At 39.4% G+C, this 22,476-nt stretch carries 16 protein-coding genes; 6 read left to right on the forward strand and 10 right to left on the reverse strand.

Annotated elements, in window-relative coordinates; translation table 11 throughout:
- Nucleotides 1–14: 14 nt before the first annotated feature.
- The gene (locus ACSZOX_RS16875; protein WP_437921320.1) at nt 15–932 is read left to right on the forward strand and encodes a DMT family transporter; all 918 of its coding nucleotides are present in this window, start codon (nt 15–17) and stop codon (nt 930–932) included.
- Here the strand turns inward: ACSZOX_RS16875 and ACSZOX_RS16880 are convergent.
- The gene (locus ACSZOX_RS16880; RefSeq protein WP_437921321.1) at nt 925–1,659 is read right to left on the reverse strand and encodes an SIMPL domain-containing protein; all 735 of its coding nucleotides are present in this window, start codon (nt 1,657–1,659) and stop codon (nt 925–927) included. The genes ACSZOX_RS16875 and ACSZOX_RS16880 overlap by 8 nt on opposite strands.
- A 101-nt stretch (nt 1,660–1,760) precedes the next feature.
- On the opposite strand from ACSZOX_RS16880, the gene ACSZOX_RS16885 reads away from it, so the two are divergent.
- The 5 genes from ACSZOX_RS16885 to ACSZOX_RS16905 all read left to right on the forward strand — a co-directional run bounded on the left by ACSZOX_RS16885 (nt 1,761) and on the right by ACSZOX_RS16905 (nt 8,571).
- Nucleotides 1,761–4,565, forward strand: coding sequence for a prolyl oligopeptidase family serine peptidase (locus ACSZOX_RS16885; protein ID WP_437921323.1), 2,805 nt, complete (start codon nt 1,761–1,763; stop codon nt 4,563–4,565).
- 194 nt (nt 4,566–4,759) lie between these two features.
- Nucleotides 4,760–6,949, forward strand: a complete 2,190-nt coding sequence (locus ACSZOX_RS16890; protein WP_437921324.1) for a glutamine synthetase III family protein — start codon at nt 4,760–4,762, stop codon at nt 6,947–6,949.
- 81 nt (nt 6,950–7,030) lie between these two features.
- On the forward strand, nt 7,031–7,594 hold the full coding sequence (locus ACSZOX_RS16895) for an NADPH-dependent FMN reductase (protein WP_437921325.1): 564 nt from the start codon (nt 7,031–7,033) through the stop codon (nt 7,592–7,594).
- A gap of 21 nt (nt 7,595–7,615) precedes the next feature.
- The gene (locus tag ACSZOX_RS16900; RefSeq protein ID WP_437921326.1) at nt 7,616–8,194 is read left to right on the forward strand and encodes a DJ-1/PfpI family protein; all 579 of its coding nucleotides are present in this window, start codon (nt 7,616–7,618) and stop codon (nt 8,192–8,194) included.
- Entirely contained in the window at nt 8,194–8,571 is a 378-nt protein-coding gene (locus ACSZOX_RS16905; protein WP_437921327.1) for a hypothetical protein, read from the forward strand. The genes ACSZOX_RS16900 and ACSZOX_RS16905 overlap by 1 nt, the downstream gene beginning before the upstream one ends.
- 50 nt (nt 8,572–8,621) lie before the next feature.
- Here the strand turns inward: ACSZOX_RS16905 and ACSZOX_RS16910 are convergent, their stop codons facing one another.
- From ACSZOX_RS16910 to rny, 9 genes are all read right to left on the reverse strand, one after another.
- On the reverse strand, nt 8,622–9,509 hold the full coding sequence (locus ACSZOX_RS16910; RefSeq protein WP_437921328.1) for a helix-turn-helix domain-containing protein: 888 nt from the start codon (nt 9,507–9,509) through the stop codon (nt 8,622–8,624).
- 78 nt (nt 9,510–9,587) lie between these two features.
- Nucleotides 9,588–11,216, reverse strand: coding sequence for an L-glutamate gamma-semialdehyde dehydrogenase (pruA, locus tag ACSZOX_RS16915; RefSeq protein WP_437921329.1), 1,629 nt, complete (start codon nt 11,214–11,216; stop codon nt 9,588–9,590).
- A gap of 958 nt (nt 11,217–12,174) precedes the next feature.
- The gene (locus tag ACSZOX_RS16920; RefSeq protein WP_437921330.1) at nt 12,175–12,702 is read right to left on the reverse strand and encodes a hypothetical protein; all 528 of its coding nucleotides are present in this window, start codon (nt 12,700–12,702) and stop codon (nt 12,175–12,177) included.
- A gap of 30 nt (nt 12,703–12,732) precedes the next feature.
- Nucleotides 12,733–15,840, reverse strand: coding sequence for an efflux RND transporter permease subunit (locus tag ACSZOX_RS16925; RefSeq protein WP_437921331.1), 3,108 nt, complete (start codon nt 15,838–15,840; stop codon nt 12,733–12,735).
- A gap of 14 nt (nt 15,841–15,854) precedes the next feature.
- The gene (locus ACSZOX_RS16930) at nt 15,855–16,961 is read right to left on the reverse strand and encodes an efflux RND transporter periplasmic adaptor subunit (protein ID WP_437921332.1); all 1,107 of its coding nucleotides are present in this window, start codon (nt 16,959–16,961) and stop codon (nt 15,855–15,857) included.
- 10 nt (nt 16,962–16,971) lie between these two features.
- A complete protein-coding gene (locus tag ACSZOX_RS16935; RefSeq protein ID WP_437921333.1) occupies nt 16,972–18,225 on the reverse strand; it encodes a TolC family protein in 1,254 nt (417 codons plus the stop codon).
- Between the two features lie 69 nt (nt 18,226–18,294).
- The gene (locus ACSZOX_RS16940; protein ID WP_437921334.1) at nt 18,295–19,632 is read right to left on the reverse strand and encodes a sensor histidine kinase; all 1,338 of its coding nucleotides are present in this window, start codon (nt 19,630–19,632) and stop codon (nt 18,295–18,297) included.
- A 4-nt stretch (nt 19,633–19,636) separates the two neighbouring features.
- Nucleotides 19,637–20,314, reverse strand: coding sequence for a response regulator transcription factor (locus ACSZOX_RS16945; protein ID WP_437921335.1), 678 nt, complete (start codon nt 20,312–20,314; stop codon nt 19,637–19,639).
- Nucleotides 20,315–20,713: 399 nt separating this feature from the next.
- The gene (gene rny, locus ACSZOX_RS16950) at nt 20,714–22,273 is read right to left on the reverse strand and encodes a ribonuclease Y (RefSeq protein WP_437921337.1); all 1,560 of its coding nucleotides are present in this window, start codon (nt 22,271–22,273) and stop codon (nt 20,714–20,716) included.
- Nucleotides 22,274–22,476 lie beyond the last annotated feature (203 nt).

Below are 22,476 nucleotides of genomic sequence, written 5' to 3' on the forward strand. Positions count from 1 at the left end.
AAAAGCACCGATCCATGAATACAAAAAGTAAAGCGATTCTCCTAGGCTTATTATCTGCCCTATTCTTTGCTGTCACATTTATCCTGAACCGGGCCATGTCATTACAGGGAGGATCTTGGATATGGAGCGCAGCGTTTCGTTATTATTGGATGGCCATTTTGCTCCTCCCTCTTCTTTTGGGAGGAAACAAACTACGCACACTTTTTCAAGTCATGCGCAAAAACCTTTGGGCTTGGATCTTATGGAGTAATATCGGCTTTGGGGTCTTCTACGGCGGTCTGACCTACGCCGCTTCCTTTGCTCCGGCCTGGCTTGTAGCAAGCACTTGGCAGCTCACCATTATAGCAGGTATGTGCATCGCGCCCTACTTAGGAAACAAGTCGGATCACAAACTTTCGTGGAAAACGGTGAGTTTTTCGTTAATCATCTTATTTGGAATACTACTCCTACAAATACCTCAAGCAAAAAATGTATCGGCCAGTGAACTTATACGAGGTACAGTTCCGATTTTGCTTGCAGCCTTCGCATATCCTCTTGGAAATCGAAAAATGATGCTAATCATTGATGGTGAACTGTCTGCCATTCAACGACTGTTCGGCATGACACTTTCGAGCCTTCCCTGCTGGCTTATACTATCCGTCTATGGCTTATCCCAAGAGGCTCTACCGGATTCAACTATAATCTTGCAAACCTTTTTAGTCGCACTTTCCTCTGGAGTCGTCGCAACATGGTTGTTTTTTAAAGCAACAGATATCGTGCGAAATAATGGGCGAAACTTAGCAGCGGTAGAAGCGACACAATCCACTGAAGTTATTTTCGCATTAGTCGGCGAGCTTGTTTTCCTACATGCAGCAACACCCGACGCCCTATCATTCCTTGGCATCAGCATTGTCATTATTGGAATGATCTTACATAGTATAAATCCTAGTTAGCACCGTAACTTGCTTTCACCGTTATATTCGCAGTTTTACTACGGGACGTTGTATTGAAAGCTCCGCCATAGGAGTACTCTTCATTATCGTTCTGCCCTGTAATCTGAAAAATGCCAAGATCCGCTTTAATCAGATTACCTAATGAAGAGCCCGCTTCATTTGCGATATTCGATGCGCGTTGTTTTGCATTCTGAGAAGCTTGAGAAATCAATTCGAGCTTAAGATCCTCTAATTTGGAATAGTAATAACTTGGTGAATTAGAGCTAAGTTCTAAACCTTGTGAAATCAACGCAGAAATCTCGCGCGAAGCATTATCCACTTTATCTAAATCTTTTGATTCCACACTTACATTTTGAGATAGACTATACCCCGTAAATGTGTTGTAACTGTTACCATTTCCATCCGATTGGTAGGCAAATTCCCGATTAATATTGACAGCATTAAACAGTATTTCTTTTGGATTTATCCCTTGCTGAATTAAAAACTGCTTCACCAACTCCCGATCTTGTTTCAACTGATCGGAGGCAGCACTTAGATCCATAGACTTCCGACTATACGAGGCAGACCACTTGACAAGATCCGATTCAAAGTCTTTTTTTGCATTACCAGTAACATTCACCGTATTGCTGGTTTTATATTTGAACGTATAGGCATTGCCTAGTATGAACGCAAATAAGACAACCGATAGTCCCCCTATTACAGCGATGATAAGATTTGTTGACTTCATAACACGATTATAAACGTTAAACTTGTAAAAATGTTAAAACATCAGGTTGAATTTAAGCATTTTTTTCTATTTTTCGGCTTGAAATTTAGTTTATCCACTCTATGAATGTAAAAATAGCCAGCCTTGGCGTTTATCTTTTTTTTTCTGGGGTTTTGTTTGCTCAGAAACAGCCTCTAGATCATACCGTGTACGACGGTTGGAACAGTATCTCCGATGCAGCAATTAGTAAAAGCGGTCAATTCATTACGTATCAAATAATACCTCAAGAAGGTGATGGCGTTTTTCAAGTAAAAAATAAGGAGAATGACTTACTGATATCTATTCCAAGAGGTCATCAAGGAAAAATCACCAGCAATGAAACACACATCATATCGCTGATAAAACCCCTGTTTTCGGAAACCCGGCAAGCTAAGATCAAAAAAAAGAAAAGTGAAGATATGCCAAAAGATTCGCTTGCCATATTTCATCTTGCAGATAAGTCGTTGTGGAAAGTTGGAGATGTAAATTCCTACAAGCTCGCACAGAACAAAAACGACTACATTGCTTTCTTAAGAGAACAAAAAAACACATCAGCTCAGACCACAGACTCGACAACGACGAAAGGAAAAGTAAAAAAAGACAAAACCGAATCCGTTTTAACATTAAAAAATTTGACAACCGGCGATACTGTAAACTTCCACAAAGTAGATCTCTACATTTGGAGTCCGAGTGAAGATTTCCTTGTTTTCTCAAAAAAGAACGATGAGAAAGACTCTTTGGCAAACGATGCTGGAATTTACCTTTATGATGTCGTTAAAAAGACTGTAAAGAAAATAAGTAACGGAAAAGGAACATATAAAAATCTTACATTCGATGATCAAAGTGCTCAATTGGCCTTTTTAGCGGACAAATCGCCAGAAAAATCGTTGCTCAAGGACTTTAAATTATATTACTATACCCCACTTCTAGACTCTGCCCTTGCCATCGCACACCAACAAAGTGCTGGCGTACCGCAACAATGGTATATCAGTGGCGATGGACAATTGAACTTTAGCGCAGATGGACAAAAACTATTTTTTGGATTAGCGCCCGTTCCACGTGTGAAAGACACAACTTTGGTGGAATTTGAACACGCGCAAGTCGATATCTGGCACTGGCAAGATGACTACCTGCAACCGCAACAGCTTGTCAATTTGAAACGTGATCAAACGAAAAGTTACTTGGCGGTTATCTACCCAAAAAATCGCAACCAAATACGCTCTCTTGTTGACAACAAATTCAATAGGACGATGACAACTGACGACGCTAATTCCGAATGGATTCTTGCAACATCGGATTTCGGCAAACGCATATCAGGTCAATGGGAAGGATCAACACGCTCCGATATCTACATCATTTCCACCCTAACGGGCGAGAAAAAACTTATCAAAAAAGATTTAGACGGTTACGCCTCCATCTCCCCTCAGGGAGACTTTGTGCTCTACTTTGACCAAGAAAACGCGAATTGGTACAGTTATCAAATAAAAAACAATAGTACAGTATTATTGAATGACGGCCTACCAGTAAGTTTTGTAGATGAAGAAAACGATTCTCCGACGCTGCCAGGAGATTATGGTATAGCAGGTTGGTCGTCAGACGGAAAAAATGTATTTCTTTACGATCGTTTCGATATCTGGAAATTTGCTTTGGCAGGAAAAGACAAGAAACTGATGACTAATGGCGAAGGAAGAGCAACTCAAACGGTCTTCCGTTACATCGATCTCACACGTAAGGAAAATATACGCAACAAAACCACCCTCATTCCTGAAAAACAGACCATCTATTTGTCTGCATTCAATGAAGAAACAAAAGAACGGGGTATTTTCGAATCTAATTCTTCAAAAAATGGACGCCCTGACGAACGCTTCTTAACCGGGCATACCTATCGCTATTTTTTAGCTTCTGCAGATGGCAAAATAATACTCTACACGAAAGAAAACTACAAGGAGTCTCCCAATTTGTATGTCAACAAACTGTTAAAGGACGAAATTGTCCTAACGGATATCAATCCTCAACAAGCGCGTTACAACTGGGGAACAGCGGAACTGGTAAAATGGACAACTCCATCAGGCTTTGAAGCAGAAGGGATCCTGTACAAACCTGAAAATTTTGACCCTAACAAAAAATACCCCATCATTGCCTATTTCTACGAGAAACTTACCGATGGCTTGTACAGCTATCAAGCGCCAGCGCCTACCCCTTCACGTCTAAACATCCCCTATTACGTCAGTAATGAATATTTAGTTTTTGCACCGGACATTCGTTACGAAATCGGGCATCCTGGAAAATCTGCCGAAGAATATGTGAATTCGGGCATGCAGCACCTAGCAAAGAACAGTTGGGTGGACGATACGAAAATGGCTATCCAGGGGCAAAGCTGGGGCGGATATCAGGTTGCACACCTGATCACGCGAACCAATATGTATGCTGCCGCTTGGACAGGCGCACCCGTAGCGAATATGACTTCTGCTTATGGCGGAATACGCTGGCAAACCGGACTTTCCCGACAATTTCAATATGAGCACACCCAATCCCGCATCGGCAAGACACTTTGGGAAGACCGTGAACTTTACATCGAAAATTCACCCCTTTTCTTTTTAGATCGCGTTTCTACCCCAGTTGTCATCATGCATAACGACAACGACGGTGCAGTACCATGGTATCAAGGAATAGAAATGTTTACGGCCCTACGCAGACTGCAAAAACCTGTATGGCTATTAAACTATAACGGCGATGAGCACAATCTCATGAAGCGACAAAATAGAAAAGACATTCAAATACGTCAGGCACAATTCTTCGATCACTTCTTGAAAGGAAAACCTGCCCCAAAATGGATATCAACCGGAGTTCCTGCAATAGAAAAAGGAATAGACTGGGGACTTGAATAAAAGTCACAAAAAAAACAGTATAAAAATGCGGTTTCGTTACATAACGGAACCGCATTTTCATTTTATTCATAAAAAAAACATAAAAAAATTATATTTTTTTCATTTTGACTATTTGTTTTTTAAAAATAAGTGTACATTTACAACGCAAAACAACCAAGAACTGTATAAAAATATAAAAAACTATTAAACAGAAAATGTCAAGCCTTAGATTTAAAGCAGCAGAGTCGGCCGTATCGCGACCACTGGGAGATGGTAAGAAAGTACAATCATTGAAAGCAACCGAAATTTACGGAAAGAATGTATTCTCGATTGCGAAAATGAAAGACTACTTGTCGAAAAACACCTATAAAGAGTTAGCACAAGTTGTGGAAGAAGGATCGCAGATTTCTAGAGATATTGCAGATCATATTGCACAAGCAATGAAAACTTGGGCGATAGAGAATGGTGCAACACACTACACACACTGGTTCCAACCATTGACAGGTTCTACAGCAGAAAAACACGATGCGTTCTTCGAGCCTGATGAAAATGGTGCAGCAATTGAGAAATTCACAGGTGATGCTTTAGCGCAACAAGAGCCTGATGCTTCTTCTTTCCCTAATGGCGGTATCCGTAACACATTTGAAGCACGCGGTTATACAGCTTGGGATCCATCTTCTCCAGCATTTATCTTTGAAACAGTAGCTGGAAAAACACTTTGTATCCCTACCGTTTTCGTTTCTTATACAGGAGAATCGCTTGACTATAAAGCACCTTTATTAAAAGCGGTTGCTGCAGTAGATAAGGCTGCAACTGATGTTGTACAACTTTTTGACAAATCTGTATCTAAAGTAAATGCATCTTTAGGTATTGAACAAGAATATTTCTTAGTTGACCTTTCTTTATTCCATGGCCGTCCAGATCTTCAATTGACTGGTCGTACATTGTTCGGCCACATGGCTGCAAAAGGTCAGCAATTAGAAGACCACTATTTCGGAGCTATTCCTGAACGCGTATTAGCCTACATGGTAGATCTAGAAAACGAGGCTCTTAAACTTGGTATTCCTCTAAAAACCCGTCACAATGAGGTAGCTCCTTCACAGTTTGAATGTGCTCCAATGTACGAGGAAATCAACTTGGCTATTGACCATAACCAATTGTTGATGAACTTAATGGAACAAGTAGCTGTTCGCCACAACTTCAAAGTTTTATTGCATGAAAAACCATACAGTGGTGTAAACGGTTCGGGTAAACACAATAACTGGTCGTTAATTACGAATACAGGTGTGAACTTGTTGTCTCCTGGTAAAACACCAAAAAACAACTTGATGTTCATCACGTTCTTCGTAAATACGATTAGAGCGGTTTATCAATATGCAGACTTGTTGCGTGCTTCTATCGCAAGCCACAGTAACGATCACCGTTTAGGTGCTAACGAAGCTCCTCCAGCAATTATTTCGATCTTCTTAGGCTCTCAGTTAGATGAAATCTTAGAAGAAGTTGAATCTGCACGTGTAGCGAAAAAGGTTAAAAACGACACAAACTTATGGCACGGTATTCCTAAAATTCCAGAATTGAAAATGGATAGTACCGATCGTAACCGTACGTCGCCTTTCGCTTTCACAGGTAATAAATTTGAATTCCGTGCGGTTGGTTCGTCTGCAAACTCAGCACTACCAATGACGATCTTAAATGCTATCGTTGCTGCACAATTGATCGATTTCAAAGTTGAAGTAGACAAGCAGATCAAAAAAGGAACGAAAAAAGATCTTGCAATCTTAAACGTTGTTCGTAAATACATCAAAGAATCTAAAGCGATTCGTTTTGAAGGTAATGGTTACAGCGATGAGTGGGCTGCAGAAGCTGAAACTCGTGGCTTATCAAATATCAAATCAACACCTAAAGCACTTGACGTATACGTAAAAGAAGAAAGCTTAGAGTTATTTGAGAAGTTGGGAATCTACTCGAAACGTGAATCAGAGGCTCGTCATGAAATTTTGTTAGAAAACTTCTACAAAAAACTTCAAATCGAAGCACGCGTTATTGGAGAAGTTGTAACGAGCCAGATTGTACCAGCTTGTATCATTTACCAAAATGAGTTGATTGAAAACGTAAAAGGCTTAAAAGATCTAGGTTTACCAAAAGAATCTTACAGCTCTCAATTAAATCTTGTTGAGCGTATTTCAAAACATACAAACTTGATTCTTGAAAAAGCAGAAGAAATGCGTCAATCTCGTAAAACAGCAAACAACATCGAAGAAGTACGTGAGCGTGCTATCGCTTATGACGAGGTTGTTAAACCTTACTTCGATGAGATTCGTTACCACGTAAACAAATTGGAGAAAATTGTGGATGACAATAAATGGCCACTACCGAAATTACGTGAGTTGTTATTCTTAAGATAGTTAATAGACTACTAACCACCTATTAATAAATCCGGCACTCAGCAATTTGTTGAGTGCCTTTTTTTATGCTAAATTTAGGGTATGAAAATACTCGCATTCGCAGGCAGCAACAGTAGCCATTCAATCAATAAAAAACTGGTTTCCAGTGTGAGCAAATATTACAAAGAAGCTGATGACAGCATTGAAATATTAGATCTTAATGATTTTGAACTTCCCCTTTTCTCTGTTGATCGGGAAAAACAAAACGGAATTCCTCCGCACGCCTTGGCTTTCGCAGAAAAAATCGATCATTCCGATTTTATTTTGATTTCCTTAGCCGAAAATAATGGAAATTACAATGCGGCATACAAAAATCTGACGGATTGGATCTCACGGATCCCTGGTCGAAAAATCTATAACGGCAAGCCTGTACTACTAATGGCCACAAGCCCCGGAAAGCGAGGAGGACAAAGTGTACTCGACATCGCCCTGCATCGTTTGCCCTTTGATGGTGCTGAAATCTTAGAATCCTTTAGTCTGCCCGAGTTCCAGCAAAATTTCGAAGAAGGTAAAGGTTTGACAAACATCTTGTATAGAAGTCAACTCGAAGCGAAGGTCAGAAAGACCAAAAGAATGCTAAAAGAAAAATTAAATCAAGAGAATTAATTCACTTAACAGATCATATATATGGCAAAGAAAATATTATTAATGGTAGGCGACTTTGTAGAAGACTATGAAGCAATGGTACCCTTTCAGGCAATGGGCTCCTTGGGTATAGAAGTGCATGCTATCGCGCCAGATCGCAAAAACGGAGATGTAGTTCCCACAGCAGTACATGACTTTACAGGTGATCAGACCTACAAAGAGCTGCGTGGACACAACTTTGCAATCAATAAAGACTTCGATAGTATCCGAGCAGAGGAATATGACGGCCTGTATATCGCAGGCGGCCGCTCTGCAGAATATATACGTCTCAACAAACGGATTATTGAGCTTACACGTCATTTTTTTGAAGCAAACAAACCTGTTGCTGCCATCTGCCATGGCATCCAGGTATTGACGGCAGCCCATGTATTGCAAGGACGCACATTAACAGCCTATGTCGCAGTCGGACCCGATATCGAATTAGCAGGAGGAACTTGGAAAAATATTCCTGCCGATCAAGCGGTAGTCGATGGAAACCTAGTAACTTCTCCAGCTTGGCCTGGTCACCAAGCGATATTAAAGGAATTCTATAAACTCTTAGGAATAACAATACAATTATAATGCAACGGAATAAAAGAATTTGGTGGATAGCCTTCGGATTGATTGTCATACTTTCTTACGGTATTTGGGAAGCTTATAATCAACCTTCTATTAAAGATCTTCCCGGACAGTTTGAAGAAGTTGCTTTTGTCAGAAATGAACAGAACAAAGGCGGAATTGTACGCGTTTATGCAGTATCCGTTGGCGACATAGCCAATGCAAATTACGAAGCCTGTGCTGATTTGTTCCCAACAAACGATTATGGAAGTATCACAAAAATATACTTCTTCGATAAGAATAAACCCTATCCCAATGCATTGCAAATTGATACACCGCATTACGACGGTAAAAAATATGAAGCAATCATGATTGTCAAACGAGCAGGAAAAGAAAAGTAAAAACAATCTCGATGAACATGCCCCAAAAAGCTACATTTTTTGGGGCATGTCTATTTCTCTACAGCATGCTGCGCAATAAATGTTGTAGGACAAACGTGCATAACACTTTTAAAGACCCGATTAAAGTGCACAGCCGTATTAAAGCCACATTGATATGCCGCTTCAGAAATACTTTCCACGCGCTTGTTGACAAGCAATTGACAAGCTTTCTCGATGCGAATCTCATTAAGGAACGTAATGAAATTTTTCTTTGTTCTTTTTTTAAAGAATTTACAAAAAGCCGTTGGTGTAAGATGAATAAGTGCAGAAATTTCTTCTATAGTGACATTCCGTTTGTAATTCTCTATCGCATATTTAACTACGGTATTGATGCGAAGACCATCCGAATCTTGAAAATCGACTTTATGCAGTCCCGAGTACAGTGAAATAAGTTGATTCTCGTGGTATCTTAAATAATCAAAAATTTCTAAGATCCGTACCAGTTTATGAATCCCCTCTTCTCGATGCAAATTTAAAAAGGCATCTTTGATATACAAGGCATGTTCAGCTGACAATAATTTACTGGATGGAATGAGATAAAACAGACTTTGTATACTCTGCAGTTCCTCCATATCAAAAAAAGAACGTAACTTCTCCAATGAGAAAAAGAGATGGACAATATGCACGTTATCCTCTTCATTTTCAGCATTGGCTTCTTTAAAAAAAAGATGAGGGTCATTAGGCTTTATCAGGAAAATCTCATTTTCGGAACAAGGACGAATTAGATTACCCAACATCAAGGAGCCACTTCCTTTCACAATATAACTGATCTGAAATTCGCGATGCCGATGATAATATCCATAAAAATCTGGACCAATATCGTCCATAACATAAAAAGCACCATCACCATGGGCTGGAACAGTAAATTCAATTGGTTTTCTATACTCTGGAGTTTTCATCTTATTTAAGCATAATCGGTAAAAGAAAAGATGGGCATCTTAATAAGATGCCCAAAGCAAAACAAAAACTATATAATATTATCCCAAAAACGGATAACGATAATCCGTATCTGGATTAAAAGTTTCTTTTATTGTACGTGGAGATACCCAACGCAGCAAGTTAATCATAGACCCAGCTTTGTCATTCGTTCCAGATCCCCTCGCTCCTCCGAAAGGCTGTTGTCCCACCACAGCACCAGTACACTTATCATTGATGTAGAAATTACCCGCTGCATTACGAAGGGCATAAGTTGCTTCTTCTATAGCATAACGATCTTGTGCAATTACAGCTCCCGTCAATGCGTATATAGAAGTTTGGTCCACCAAACGTAAGGTTTCTTCCCATTGAGCATCCTCGTATACATAAATAGTCAACACAGGTCCGAAAAGCTCTTCTGACAGTGTTTCATAATCCGGAGTTTTAGCTAAAATAACCGTCGGATGAATAAAATATCCCTTCGATTTATCGTACTGACCACCAATAACAACTTCCGCATCCGTACTATTTTTTGCACGTTCAATATACGAAGTAATTTTATCGAAAGCCTTTTCATCTATCACAGCATTGATAAAATTGCTAAAATCTTCCGTTCCGCCAATCTTAAACGAATTGATGTCGTTTTCCATGCGCTCAAGCAACGATGACCACAACGATTGTGGAATATAGGCACGTGATGCCGCAGAGCATTTCTGGCCTTGATATTCAAAAGCTCCGCGTACCAATGCAGTGTTTAATACCGCTAAATCCGCAGATGGATGCGCTAAAATAAAATCTTTACCTCCAGTCTCGCCGACTATTCGTGGATAGGTTTTATACCGATGAATATGTTCACCGATAGTTTTCCATATATCCTGGAATACACCTGTTGACCCTGTAAAGTGAATACCTGCAAAATCAGGATGTTTGAAGATCACATCACCAGCATCCGGACCTGAAACATAAATCAGATTGATAACACCATCTGGTAATCCAGCTTCCTTGAAGACTTCCATAAGTACATTAGCTGAATAAATCTGTGTATTGGAAGGTTTCCAAACGACAACATTACCCATCATGGCGACACAAGACGGAAGATTTCCCGCTATTGCCGTAAAATTGAACGGTGTCAACGCAAATACAAATCCCTCTAATGGACGCTGTTCTACCCTATTCCAAACCCCCTTTGCATTTGCAGGAGGTTGCTGACTATAGATCTCACTCATATAAGCAACATTAAAACGAAGGAAATCGGTAAATTCACAAGCAGCATCTATTTCTGCTTGGTAAGCATTCTTCGATTGTCCCAACATTGTAGCAGCATTGAGTTTATAACGATATTTAGTCGATGCCAATTCTGCAGCTTTCAAGAAAATAGCCGCGCGTTGCTCCCACTGTAAATTTTCCCAGTCACTTTTTGCCGCCAGTGCCGCGTCAATAGCCGATTGGACGTGCTCTTTCGTTCCTTGATGGAAATAGCCTAGCACATGTTGATGATCGTGTGGTGGCGTTAACTTCGTCGTGATATCCGTACGTATTTCTTTACCACCTATATACATTGGAATATCCACTTCTTGAGCCCTAGCCTCTTGGATAGCGGCTTCCAATAATGTCTTTTCTTTCGTACCTGGAGCATACGAGTATACCGGTTCGTTACTCGGAGCTGGAACATTAAAAAATCCTTTTAACATAGCCTTTTGTTATTTAATATATACCAAAGTTACTTATTGCAAAGAATATAGACTAAACCTATTATAGTTAACAATAAACACATCCTGCCCACAACAATACAATATGAACTCTTAAAGGCAAAAATACGTTATTAAATTATTCTTTCCTACAACCAAAAGCAAGGTTGAAGAAAAGCACAAAACCATTGGAAGCAACCTCATCTTAATAGCTAGATGCTTTCTAACGACAGAATGACAAAATAACGTATAGTTCGTTCTTTTTCGGGAATGAAGTCGAGGTAATTATCTTCTGATGTCTATTACGAAGCAACATTGTACTTTGTCTTTTTTGTAATGTAGGTATACATATTCTTTCTGTCTCTAGACAACGTGTTGAACACAGCATACATGCTCTTGGAAGATCGAGACTTTGTCTCGGTTTACTTATACAAACGAAGCCCGAGATAGGAATTTCTTCTGTACAGGTATGCCCTATTAAGGCACACACATAACACTGTCGCTTTGTCACATGACTTTCTTACAGTTGCATTGTACTTCAAGACAGTGTATTCCTACAGGACTTCAATGTATATGTACACTGACTCAGTGTATATATACATTGCGTCGATCTCTATGTAATTGTTGGCAAACTACACCGCGTTCTTTATAAACTACATATACATCTTGGCAAACTACATATAGTTCAATATCTACTACATAGCATTTGTCTCTTTCTATACTGTGTTTGCTTCAATGTATATATACACTGGCTTTATGTACATGTACAAAATGGAAGTATTTTTAAAAAATTTCCTCAGAAAATAATAAAAACCCTAAAACTCAACTAAAAATATCCATAAAAGAAAAATAAAAACGTTAGAGTTAATTTTCGGGTTTCAAAAAAGAAGGCACCCACGGATACAGACAGTTCGGATACAGCGAATCCCTTCAGACTTTTTGTCATGCACCGAAGTATTTATTAATATTTTATCTTCAAAGAAAGAAAGACTTTGGACCATAACCAAACTGGCCCAAGGGTAAGAAAACGAAGATACGTTTGTATGGAAAGGGATTTACTTTCTTTCGCCAATGTAACATATAATCCAATACCACCAAGAAGTGCAACAACAAGTGCAATCAACCATACTGCCGGCCCGGAAGCTTTCTCTAAATATTCTAATTGTACGATAAAAAAACTCATGATACCGATACTAAACAGCATCGCGTAAGATAAAGTAGGCGCTAATTTCAGATACAGATAAATCATAATCGCAATGTAGAATGATCCCCAATTGAGAAAAGTATGCATATTCATTCGTTCTAACCAACCTAACTTGGGAAACGGAATCATCCATACCAACCCTAAAACACCAAAGAACATCAGCGTGAGAAAAGCTCCATAAATCCACTTATTTCCTTGAAATTGATCATCCATTTCATAAAAATAGCGATCTACGGGTCTTTCAAATGTTGGCTTTGTACTTAATGTCTTTTCTTTTTTCTTCATGCAACAAAGGTAACTAATATTCGTTGCAAATTACCTAGGCTTCAAGCGTTCTTCCTCTCGTCGATGTACCCAATAAAAAACAACAGGGATAACAGTAAAACTCAATAATAGACAGATAATTAACCCGCCGACAATCATAATTGCCAATGGTTTTTGAATCTCAGAGCCCATCCCCGTAGACATAGCGGCTGGCAGCAAGCCCATAGATCCCATCAACGCAATCATAACAACAGGTCTGATCCTGCTCTTAACCCCCATTTCTATCGCGTTTAAGAGCGGTATTTTATGTCTCATATTATCTCTAATCACACCAATGAGTACAATTCCATCAATTGTGGCTACACCGAATAGAATAATGAACCCAATACCTGCCGAAATACCGAAAATTGTACCCGTAACCCATAGCGAAATAAAGCCGCCTATGAACGCAAAGGCCAACGTGAGCGATGAAATTAACGTATCTTTTACATTTCCAAAATTCACATACAACAACAGTAATATAAGAACCAACGAAATAGGAACAACCATCGTCAGCTGTTTTGCAGCACGTTCTTTACTTTCGAATTCCCCTGCCCATTCCATATGGTTTTCTTTTGGCAGCGATACTTCCGTACCTACCACTTTCTTCGCTTCCTCGATGGTGCTTCCTAAATCTCGACCTTCGATACTAAATCCGACACCAATATAGCGGCTGTTTCCTTCGCGATAGATAAACGCTGGCCCCGTTTGATAGCCTACCGTAGCGATTTCTTGAAGCGGCACATTCTGTCCGTTACTGGTTGGAATCAATATATTCCTTATTTTTTCTGGCGTGTCCCGGTACGCTTCGTTGAAGCGCAAGACGACATCAAATTGACGGTCGCCCTCATAAAATTTCGTTGCAGCCTGTCCTCCAATAGTCATGGCAATAACCGCCTGCACGTCCGACGTAAAAACGCCATATTTCGCCATTTTTGAATCATGCAACTGAATCCTCAGCTCCGGTAATCCAATATTTTTGTACACATTGACATCTGTAACACCATGCACTTTACCAATGGCAGAAGATACTTGATTTGCATATTTTTCAAGATCATAAAGGTCATCCCCAAATATCTTAATCACCAACGAACTTTTTACTCCGGCAACATATTCTTCGACATTGTCTTGGATAGGCTGACTAAATCCAAAATTTATCCCAGGGTAGTGATTAAGTTGCTCACGAAGCTGTTGGATAATATCTTCTTTGCTCACTTTCCTCTTCCATAAATTTTCATCTTTCAGCTGCACATTAAATTCGATATTAAAAAAGCCTGTTGGATCGGTACCATCATTCGGCCTCCCCGTTTGCGTTAAAATAAAATCAATTTCTTCACAATTATCGAACATGATCTTCTTCATCTCCTTCGTCAACCTCGTAGATTCTGTTAAATTGACACTATTAGGCAAGGTCGCGCGGATGTAAATTGCTCCTTCATTCAACTTTGGAAGAAATTCAGAACCATAGTGCAGAAACTTGACCAAACAAATAGCGAGAACGGCAATAAAAGCGGCTATTGTAGTTTTCTTGTACCGAAAAGCGTAAGCAAACATACCGTATATGGTCCGTTGAAAAAATCTTGTCACCCAATTCTCTTTCTCATCCATACCTTTTGTAAACAACAGCTTACACATTGCAGGAACATAGGTCAAACTTAATAACAATGACCCCAATAGCGCGTAGCCTAATGTGAAAGCCAACGGTGTAAACATCTTGCCTTCCACCTTTTGAAAAGAAAAGATCGGCAATAAAGCGACAATCAATATCAGTAATGCAAAGAAAATATAAGAAGCTACGCTACCTGCACTCTTTTTAATGACGCCCAGCTTACTCATTTTTGCAAAACGTGCAGGCCCTACCCGGTGAGACAATCCAGCGAGGGCTACGAAAACCGTCTCTACGATAACCAAGGTCCCCTCCAACAGCAATCCAAAATCTAACGACCCCATCGAAATCAAATTGGCCGGCAAACCTTGTATTTTAAGCATGATGATAGCAAACAAGAACGATAACGGAATAACCGATGCGACGATAAGCGTTGATTTCCAATTGTATAAAAAGACAAATACAATCAATGAAACAAGCAAGATTCCTTCGATCAGATTTTTAGAAACGGTATGTACCGTATTGTCCACCAACTTTGTGCGATCAACTACCGTCTCTATTTTCACACCTGCAGGCAGTATCCGATTGTTTAATTCTTCTATCTTTGCACGCAAGTTGCCAATAACTTCCGACGGATTCTCCCCACGTAACATAATTACGATCCCCTCGACAAGATCATCTTCCTTATTAAATCCCACTTGTCCCAGCCTAGGTTTATGCGAAACCACAACCTCTGCAACATTTTTTATCAACACAGGTGTAGATCCATTCAGTTTGATCGTAATATTCCCTATATCATCTAATTTATCTAAAAGTCCTACCCCTCGCACAACATAAGCCTGGTCTCCTTGTTGAATAACATCCCCACCAACATTGATATTAGATTTCGATACAGCCTCATAAACATCGAGCGGCGACAGGTCATAATTCTTCAGTTCGGTAGGATTAATTTTAATCTCAAAAATTTTTTCTTCTCCGCCAAAGCTAACAACATCCGCCACACCAGAAACACTAAGCAATTCGCGTTCAATAACCCAATCCTGAATCGCTGACATTTCCTTTATAGGCAAATCACCCTTCACCACATAACGGAAAATCTCACCTGTAGCGCCTGAGGGTGGCTCAATAGAAGCATCAGCACCTTCCGGAAGCTCCACACCTCCCAATTTGTTGGAAACGTACTGTTGTGCATAAAAATCTTCTACACCATCTTCAAACTGTACAGTGACTACGGAAAGCCCGAATAACGAAATAGAACGCACATTAGACTTTCTAGGAATACTATTCATCTGCTTAGATATGGGCAAAGTCACTAACTTCTCCATCTCTTCTGCACTCCTACCAGGCCATTGTGTGATAATACGCGCACGCGTATTCGTTACATCGGGAAATGCTTCTATTGCCGTATGTTTTAACGCATAAATTCCCCCAAAGAGCAATGCGAAAACAAGAAATAAAACAAACGTTGTATTACGTAAAGAAAAGGTAACGACCTTTTGTACAAACTTCTTCATCCTTCTCTCTTTTATTAGTGATTCAATTGCTCAAAAATGAGCAATGCATTCGAACCTATTACTTTTTCGTCCTGTGCCAACCGTTCCTGGATGTACGTATATTCTTCATTTTCTCCAATATTTGTTATTCGCCTTACTTCCAAATGGCAATCATCTTTATACAGCACCACATATTCTTTATTATTGCTAAAAACTTTGGCCCTGTTCGGAATGGCAAAGGCTTTACCCAAATCATTCTTCATCGTAATAATAATATCAGCACTTAATCCCGGCATCAGTTTCAAATTTTGATTAGAAAGAACCACACGTGCTTTAAGGACATGCTCATTGTCATCAAATACATTATATATCTTGTCGATTTTTCCCGCATAAAATTGATCGGGATAAGCTATTGTGCGCACCTTTACATCGTCACCTACATGGATATATTGTAGATTATTGGCATAGATGTTCACCATCACCCACACTTCCTTCAAATTGGATATCGAGAAAATGGGATCACTTTCCGTGGTAATACTTTGTCCTGCACTCACTGATTTTTGAATGATATACCCATTCTTAGGTGCTAAAATCTGGAAACTGCCGTCACCTACCGCCCTATACAGTTGTAAACTTTGTTGTATCCGCTCCAATTCTATCTTTGCACTTTCTAATTCGTGTTCGGCACTTAACACCTCAGGCGTTGTCAATAATCCGTCTGCCGCCAGTTCCTTCTTGCTTTGTATTTGTTTTTCTAATAATGCAATCTGGTTTTCCTGAAAACGTTTCTGTTGATGTAATTCTTGAATTTGTGTAGATTTTATTGTTGCCAGAACTTGTCCTTTTTGCACATGATCGCCCAATTCAAAACGTACATTTTCCACCACCCCTTCCAACAAACTTCTAAAGACCGCTAAATCATTCTCGTTATATTCTATTTTTCCTGAAAGGGTTAGTTGTTCATGAATAGGTTGCTCCGATACCGCAATAATTTCTGTAGATTTTTTCAGCTGATCATTCATACAAAAGGAACTTTTACCTGCTGTATCAATTTGCACAGCATTCTTCTGTTCCTCTACCTGTCCGCAACCCGCCAATAGTGCGTTTAAACTAAAAAATAAAAAAAAATAAGACTGTTTCATCAAAACGTTTTTAAAAATCTTTTCCAACCAAATACTGCAATTCCTCATAAGTACTGTTATAATTTTCCCAAGTATCCAAAAATGCTTTATGCGCTTCTCTAGAAGCTTGTGTAAAGTCGATAAATTCCATTAAGGTCACCTGTCCGGATTGCAGATGTTTTTTATAACGTTCCACCATCTCTTGCTGCTCCTTTTCCGTTTCTACCGGCCAACCTTCTAAAGTTTCCTTGTACTTAGTCAGTTGGTTTTCCAGCCTTATTACGGTATTTTTAAGTTCCCCCTGTAAAAGCTTATCGGTTGCATCTTCCTTCTCAATCTGCAATTGGGCCGCTTTTATATTGCCTTTATTCCGATTAAAAATCGGCAAATCGACGCTTAGCCCCACACCGATAAAATCACGCATGATATTTCCTCCACGGTCATAGCCTAACTGAAATGTCAAATCAGGCTTACGCATTGCTTTCTCCAACTCCAATTCTTTATTAGCAATATCCATTTGAACGTGCTGCTTTTGCAACCCAATATTTTGTGTCAACGCCAACTGCAATACATCAGACGGGATTTCCTTATAGAGGGATTTGTCCACAGAAGAAAAATCCAAATCAGTTATTGTTAAATCATCGAGCTGTGTTAATATGCGTATGTTTTTCACCGTTTCAGCAGCCTCTTCTTCGAGATCAAAAAGTTCCTTCTTCAACGCAACCAACTCACTTTGTATTCTGTAATAATCTACTTTCGCAATATTTTGTAACTGTACCTGTCGTTGATATTGTTCTTTTAACTGTGTAAATAAATGAACAAGTGTAGAGAGCCTGCTTTGTTCGCTGGAGAGGTTTGCTAAATGATAGAAATTCTGACGCAGTTCTTTTTTTAATTCACGCAACAACTCTTCAAATTCGAATTGACTTGTTTTTTGCTCTAGCTGTTTAATCGCCACTCTTTTGCGTCGTTTTCCAGCTGTTTCGATCAGCTGTTCCAATTCTACTGAAATCTGTTGCTTCTGTCCATAATTCCCAACAAGCGGTGGGAGAACTTCACTTGTTCCATTAGCCCAGAGATTAACCTCTCCAATCGCCAATGTCGGATTGTTCCAAAGCTTTTCTTGAATAATGAGCGCTTCTGTCCGTCCAATTTCAAATTTACCAGCTATCAAGGCATAGTTATTCTTCAAAAAACTGCCTTCCAACCTATCCAATGTGTAAGATTGCCCTTTGCAAAGCGGCGCCAAGAAAATGATACAGATAGTTATATATACGTATTTCACCTTAAAAACATTTCCAGCAAAACTAGCGTAATGGTATTAACAGGAATTTTAAGATAGATTAGAATTTCATTAGAAATAAAGAGAAACGGTCGTACCGCTAGCACCATCGGACGCGATATTCATCTCCACGCGGTGTAAAGTCAGAATAATACTTGCTATGGATAAACCGATCCCTTTGCCTTGATACTTCTGTGTATTGTTTCCCCGGTAAAAATTCTGCCGGATATGTTGTAAATCATTCTCTGATATACCAATACCATGATCTACGATAGACAGGTGCAAATGCCCCCCTTTTTCTGCAAAAAGAATCTTTACCACTTGGTTATCGGAATATTTTATGGCATTCCCTAATAGGTTACCGATGGCCAACTCCAACAATTTATCATTGCCTTCGACAGTAAGCAAGCTCTGATCATTAACCTGGATATCCACTTCAATATGAGCTTGATGATAGAGCACCATGTTTTCGACGATCTGCCAAATGATCTCATCTACGCGAATCGATTTAAATTCAAAGTTGGTCTTCGCGCCAGATAAGAGCATCATTTGATCCAGTGTTTCTTGAAGATCTGTCGTATATTGCTTTAGTTGCGCTATGACTTGCTCATACTCTTCCGTAGACCTCCGCTTTGTCTTCGTAACTTCTAGCGTCCCAAGTAAAGCGGTTATCGGAGTACGCAATTCGTGCGACACGTAATCGATAAAGTTCTTCTGTACATTAAATGTCTCGGCAATCCGGGTAATAAAATGGTTGTACGTTTCCACTAGATCTTCTACCTCCGCATAGGTCCTCTGAAGAGAAAGTGGTTCATTAAAATTTTTGGTATCTCTTTCCTTGATCTGATCAATAATACGGATAATAGGTTGATAGGCTATATAACTTAAGTATTGTGAAAAAAGGAATATAAAAGCAATACCTAAAAAAAACACGATAAGCAATATATGGAACAGCGATAACATCTGCGCATTAAATTCATCTTTGGGTTCCCGAGTAATGACCACAAAATCACCTTCGTTATCGTGATAAAAAATACCGTTATAGAAGAATGAGTCACTAACGAAAAAAGCATTACGTTCATCTCGAACCTGCTTGAGAAATGCACTAGAAATCTCATCGGTAGACGGCATATCACCGTTTTTTAAGCTATTCTGTTTATCGAAGACAGCGATATTGGTACGAGAAATTGTCTTCGATAATTGACTTTTCACATTCGCGTGCTCCGTTAGCGAAAGCTCATCTTGTTCGAGATAGTAGATCGCAGCTAATAACGATTTGCTCTCCAAAGATTGATTTTCTTTTTCTTGCATCTGTGCGTAGTAAGAAAAATAGATCAAAATCGAGAAGAACAGCATGATAATGCTAAAAAAAACAAGCGAATAGAGCGAAAGTCGATGCCGTAATTTCATCGTCTTACACTTTAAACATGTATCCTACACCTTTTACCGTATAGATATACTTACGATCTTGCCTTTCTATTTTATTACGCAAGTAAGATATATATACATCTACAACGTTGGTATGATTATCAAATGTAATCCCCCAAACGGCATTCAATATCTGTATACGCCCTACTGTTTTATCTATGTTTTCAATCAGATACAATAACAGTTTATACTCACGAGGTGATAATTCAATTGGCTCGTTATCGATACTCACTTGATATTGCTCTAGATTAATGTGCATATCACCAAACGTTAATTCAGCTTTTGGGGTTTCCTGCTGTTGATATTGCTGACGACGTGTGAGTGCCTTTATTCGCGACAATAGTTCATCAAAGTGAAAAGGTTTTGTAAGGTAATCATCCGCTCCATAGTCAAGTGCTGACACCTTATCCTGCACACTGTTTAGCGCACTTAACATCAATACCGGCGTATAAACTTTCTTATAACGCAGTGTCTGCAGCAGTTGGACACCATCCATTCCTTCCAACATAATATCTAAAATAATCAGGTCCCACTCCAAATGCATGTAATGTGTTAATACATCCTCCGCATTTTTACAAAGTGTTACCAGGTAACCAAATTCCTCCAGTCCCTTAATTAAGAAATTACTAATCCGACTATCGTCTTCTACTACAAGAATTTGCATATATAAGAGATTTATACAAAAGTAGTGATTTTGGACGAGCATCATCAAGGAGATGATCTATTCTAATCTGCTTCTAATCCGATCTTAAAGAAGAAACCTTTCGTTTGAAAAGGGATCTAACAGCACAAGACGAATGCAAACGCTTTGTGCATTATTATTAAAGGTTACCCCCTAGGCAAAGAGAGCTAGCAATCCATAGCTATTTTCAGAGATTGATATGACCTCACATTGGTAAAGTCTGCGGGTGCTAGCCTTAGAAAATATCGAGCAATACATGAATCTAATACACAAAAAATGCCTATATCCTCCGTTGACTGGCTTTATAGGAAGAGATCACAAGTATGCTATTGAAACAAAAAAGGGAAGTCAATGACTCCCCTTTCTCTCCATATTAAATCTTTATTTTGCGTAAGATACGGATCTTGTTTCTCGGATAACCGTAACCTTAATTTGACCTGGATATGTCATCTCCGTTTGGATACGGTTCGAAATATCAGCGGCTAAAATTTCCGCTTGTGCATCCGAAACTTTTTCAGACTCGACCACAACGCGTAATTCTCTACCCGCTTGAATCGCAAATGTTTTCTCAACCCCTGGATAAGAAAGAGCTAACTCTTCTAATTCTTTCAAACGTTTGATATAACTCTCTACCACCTCACGGCGAGCACCTGGACGAGCACCTGATATCGCATCGCAAGCTTGAATAACCGGAGAAATTAAAGACGTCATCTCTATTTCGTCGTGGTGTGCTCCAATGGCATTGCAGACTTCTGGATGTTCTTTATATTTCTCAGCTAACTGCATTCCTAAAATGGCATGCGGTAATTCTGGGTTATCATCAGGCACCTTTCCAATATCGTGAAGCAAACCAGCCCGTTTTGCCAACTTCACATTCAATCCAAGTTCAGCAGCCATAGTTGCTGCAAAATTTGCGACTTCACGCGAATGTTGTAATAGATTCTGCCCATATGAAGAACGATAGCGCATACGTCCCACCATACGAATAAGTTCCGGGTGTAAGCCATGAATACCTAAATCAATAACTGTACGTTCACCAATTTCGACAATCTCATCCTCTATCTGCGTACGCGTCTTCGCCACAACCTCTTCAATACGAGCCGGGTGAATACGACCATCAGTTACCAATCTGTGCAACGAAAGCCTGGCGATTTCACGACGTACAGGATCAAATCCAGAAAGAATGATCGCTTCCGGTGTATCATCAACAATAATTTCCACACCAGTTGCAGCCTCCAGCGCACGAATATTACGCCCTTCACGACCAATTATACGCCCTTTTATTTCATCGTTTTCAATGTTGAAAATCGATACGGTATTTTCTATAGCGGACTCTGTAGCTGTACGTTGTATGGTTTGAATAACTACTTTTTTCGCTTCTTTAGAGGCCGTTAGCTTTGCCTCATCAATAACATCCTTAATTTGAATAATAGCTTGAGAACGCGCTTCCTCACGTAAAGAGTTAATTAACTGTTCTCTTGCCTCATCAGCAGATAAACCCGCAATTGTCTCCAATTGTTTAATATGCTGGTTTTTGAGATGCTCAACTTCTTCTTTCTTTTTTTCGTTCACTTCCAGCAATTGATCCAACTTCTTATTCTTGTTGTCGAGCTCCTGCTTATCGCGATTGGTGTTTTCCAATTTTTGGTTTAAAGAAGTTTCCTTCTGCCGTAAAGTATTTTCTTTCTGCGCCAACGAATTGTTTCGTTGGTTTACTTCTTTCTCATGCTCACCCTTAAGTTGTAAAAACTTCTCCTTCGCCTCTAGAGCACGTTGCTTTTTATGATGTTCTGCTTGTTGTTCGGCCTCCTTAACTATGCGTTCTGCCTTTTCCTGCGCCAATTGTTCTTGCTTCTTAAAAACCAATTGTAACAAAAAACGACCAATAACAACACCTATAATGAGCGAAATTATAATCGATATTGTGGTTAGTAAATCCATCTGTGTATACGTATATATATTTATTCTGTTTTATAGTTAAAAAAAAACCGCAATTAAATGTACAGGTCCCATGTATTATTAAACTTCGATTACACATGATTTGAGCATTTGATCATGACCTAGATGGCATATAGCAAAATGGCCTACATCTTATATTCGCTCGTGATATTGAAGCGTTAAGTTTAAAATAGTGACAACCCGAA

Origin of the sequence: Sphingobacterium sp. LRF_L2 (assembly GCF_965644235.1) — a bacterium.
GTDB lineage: Bacteria > Bacteroidota > Bacteroidia > Sphingobacteriales > Sphingobacteriaceae > Sphingobacterium.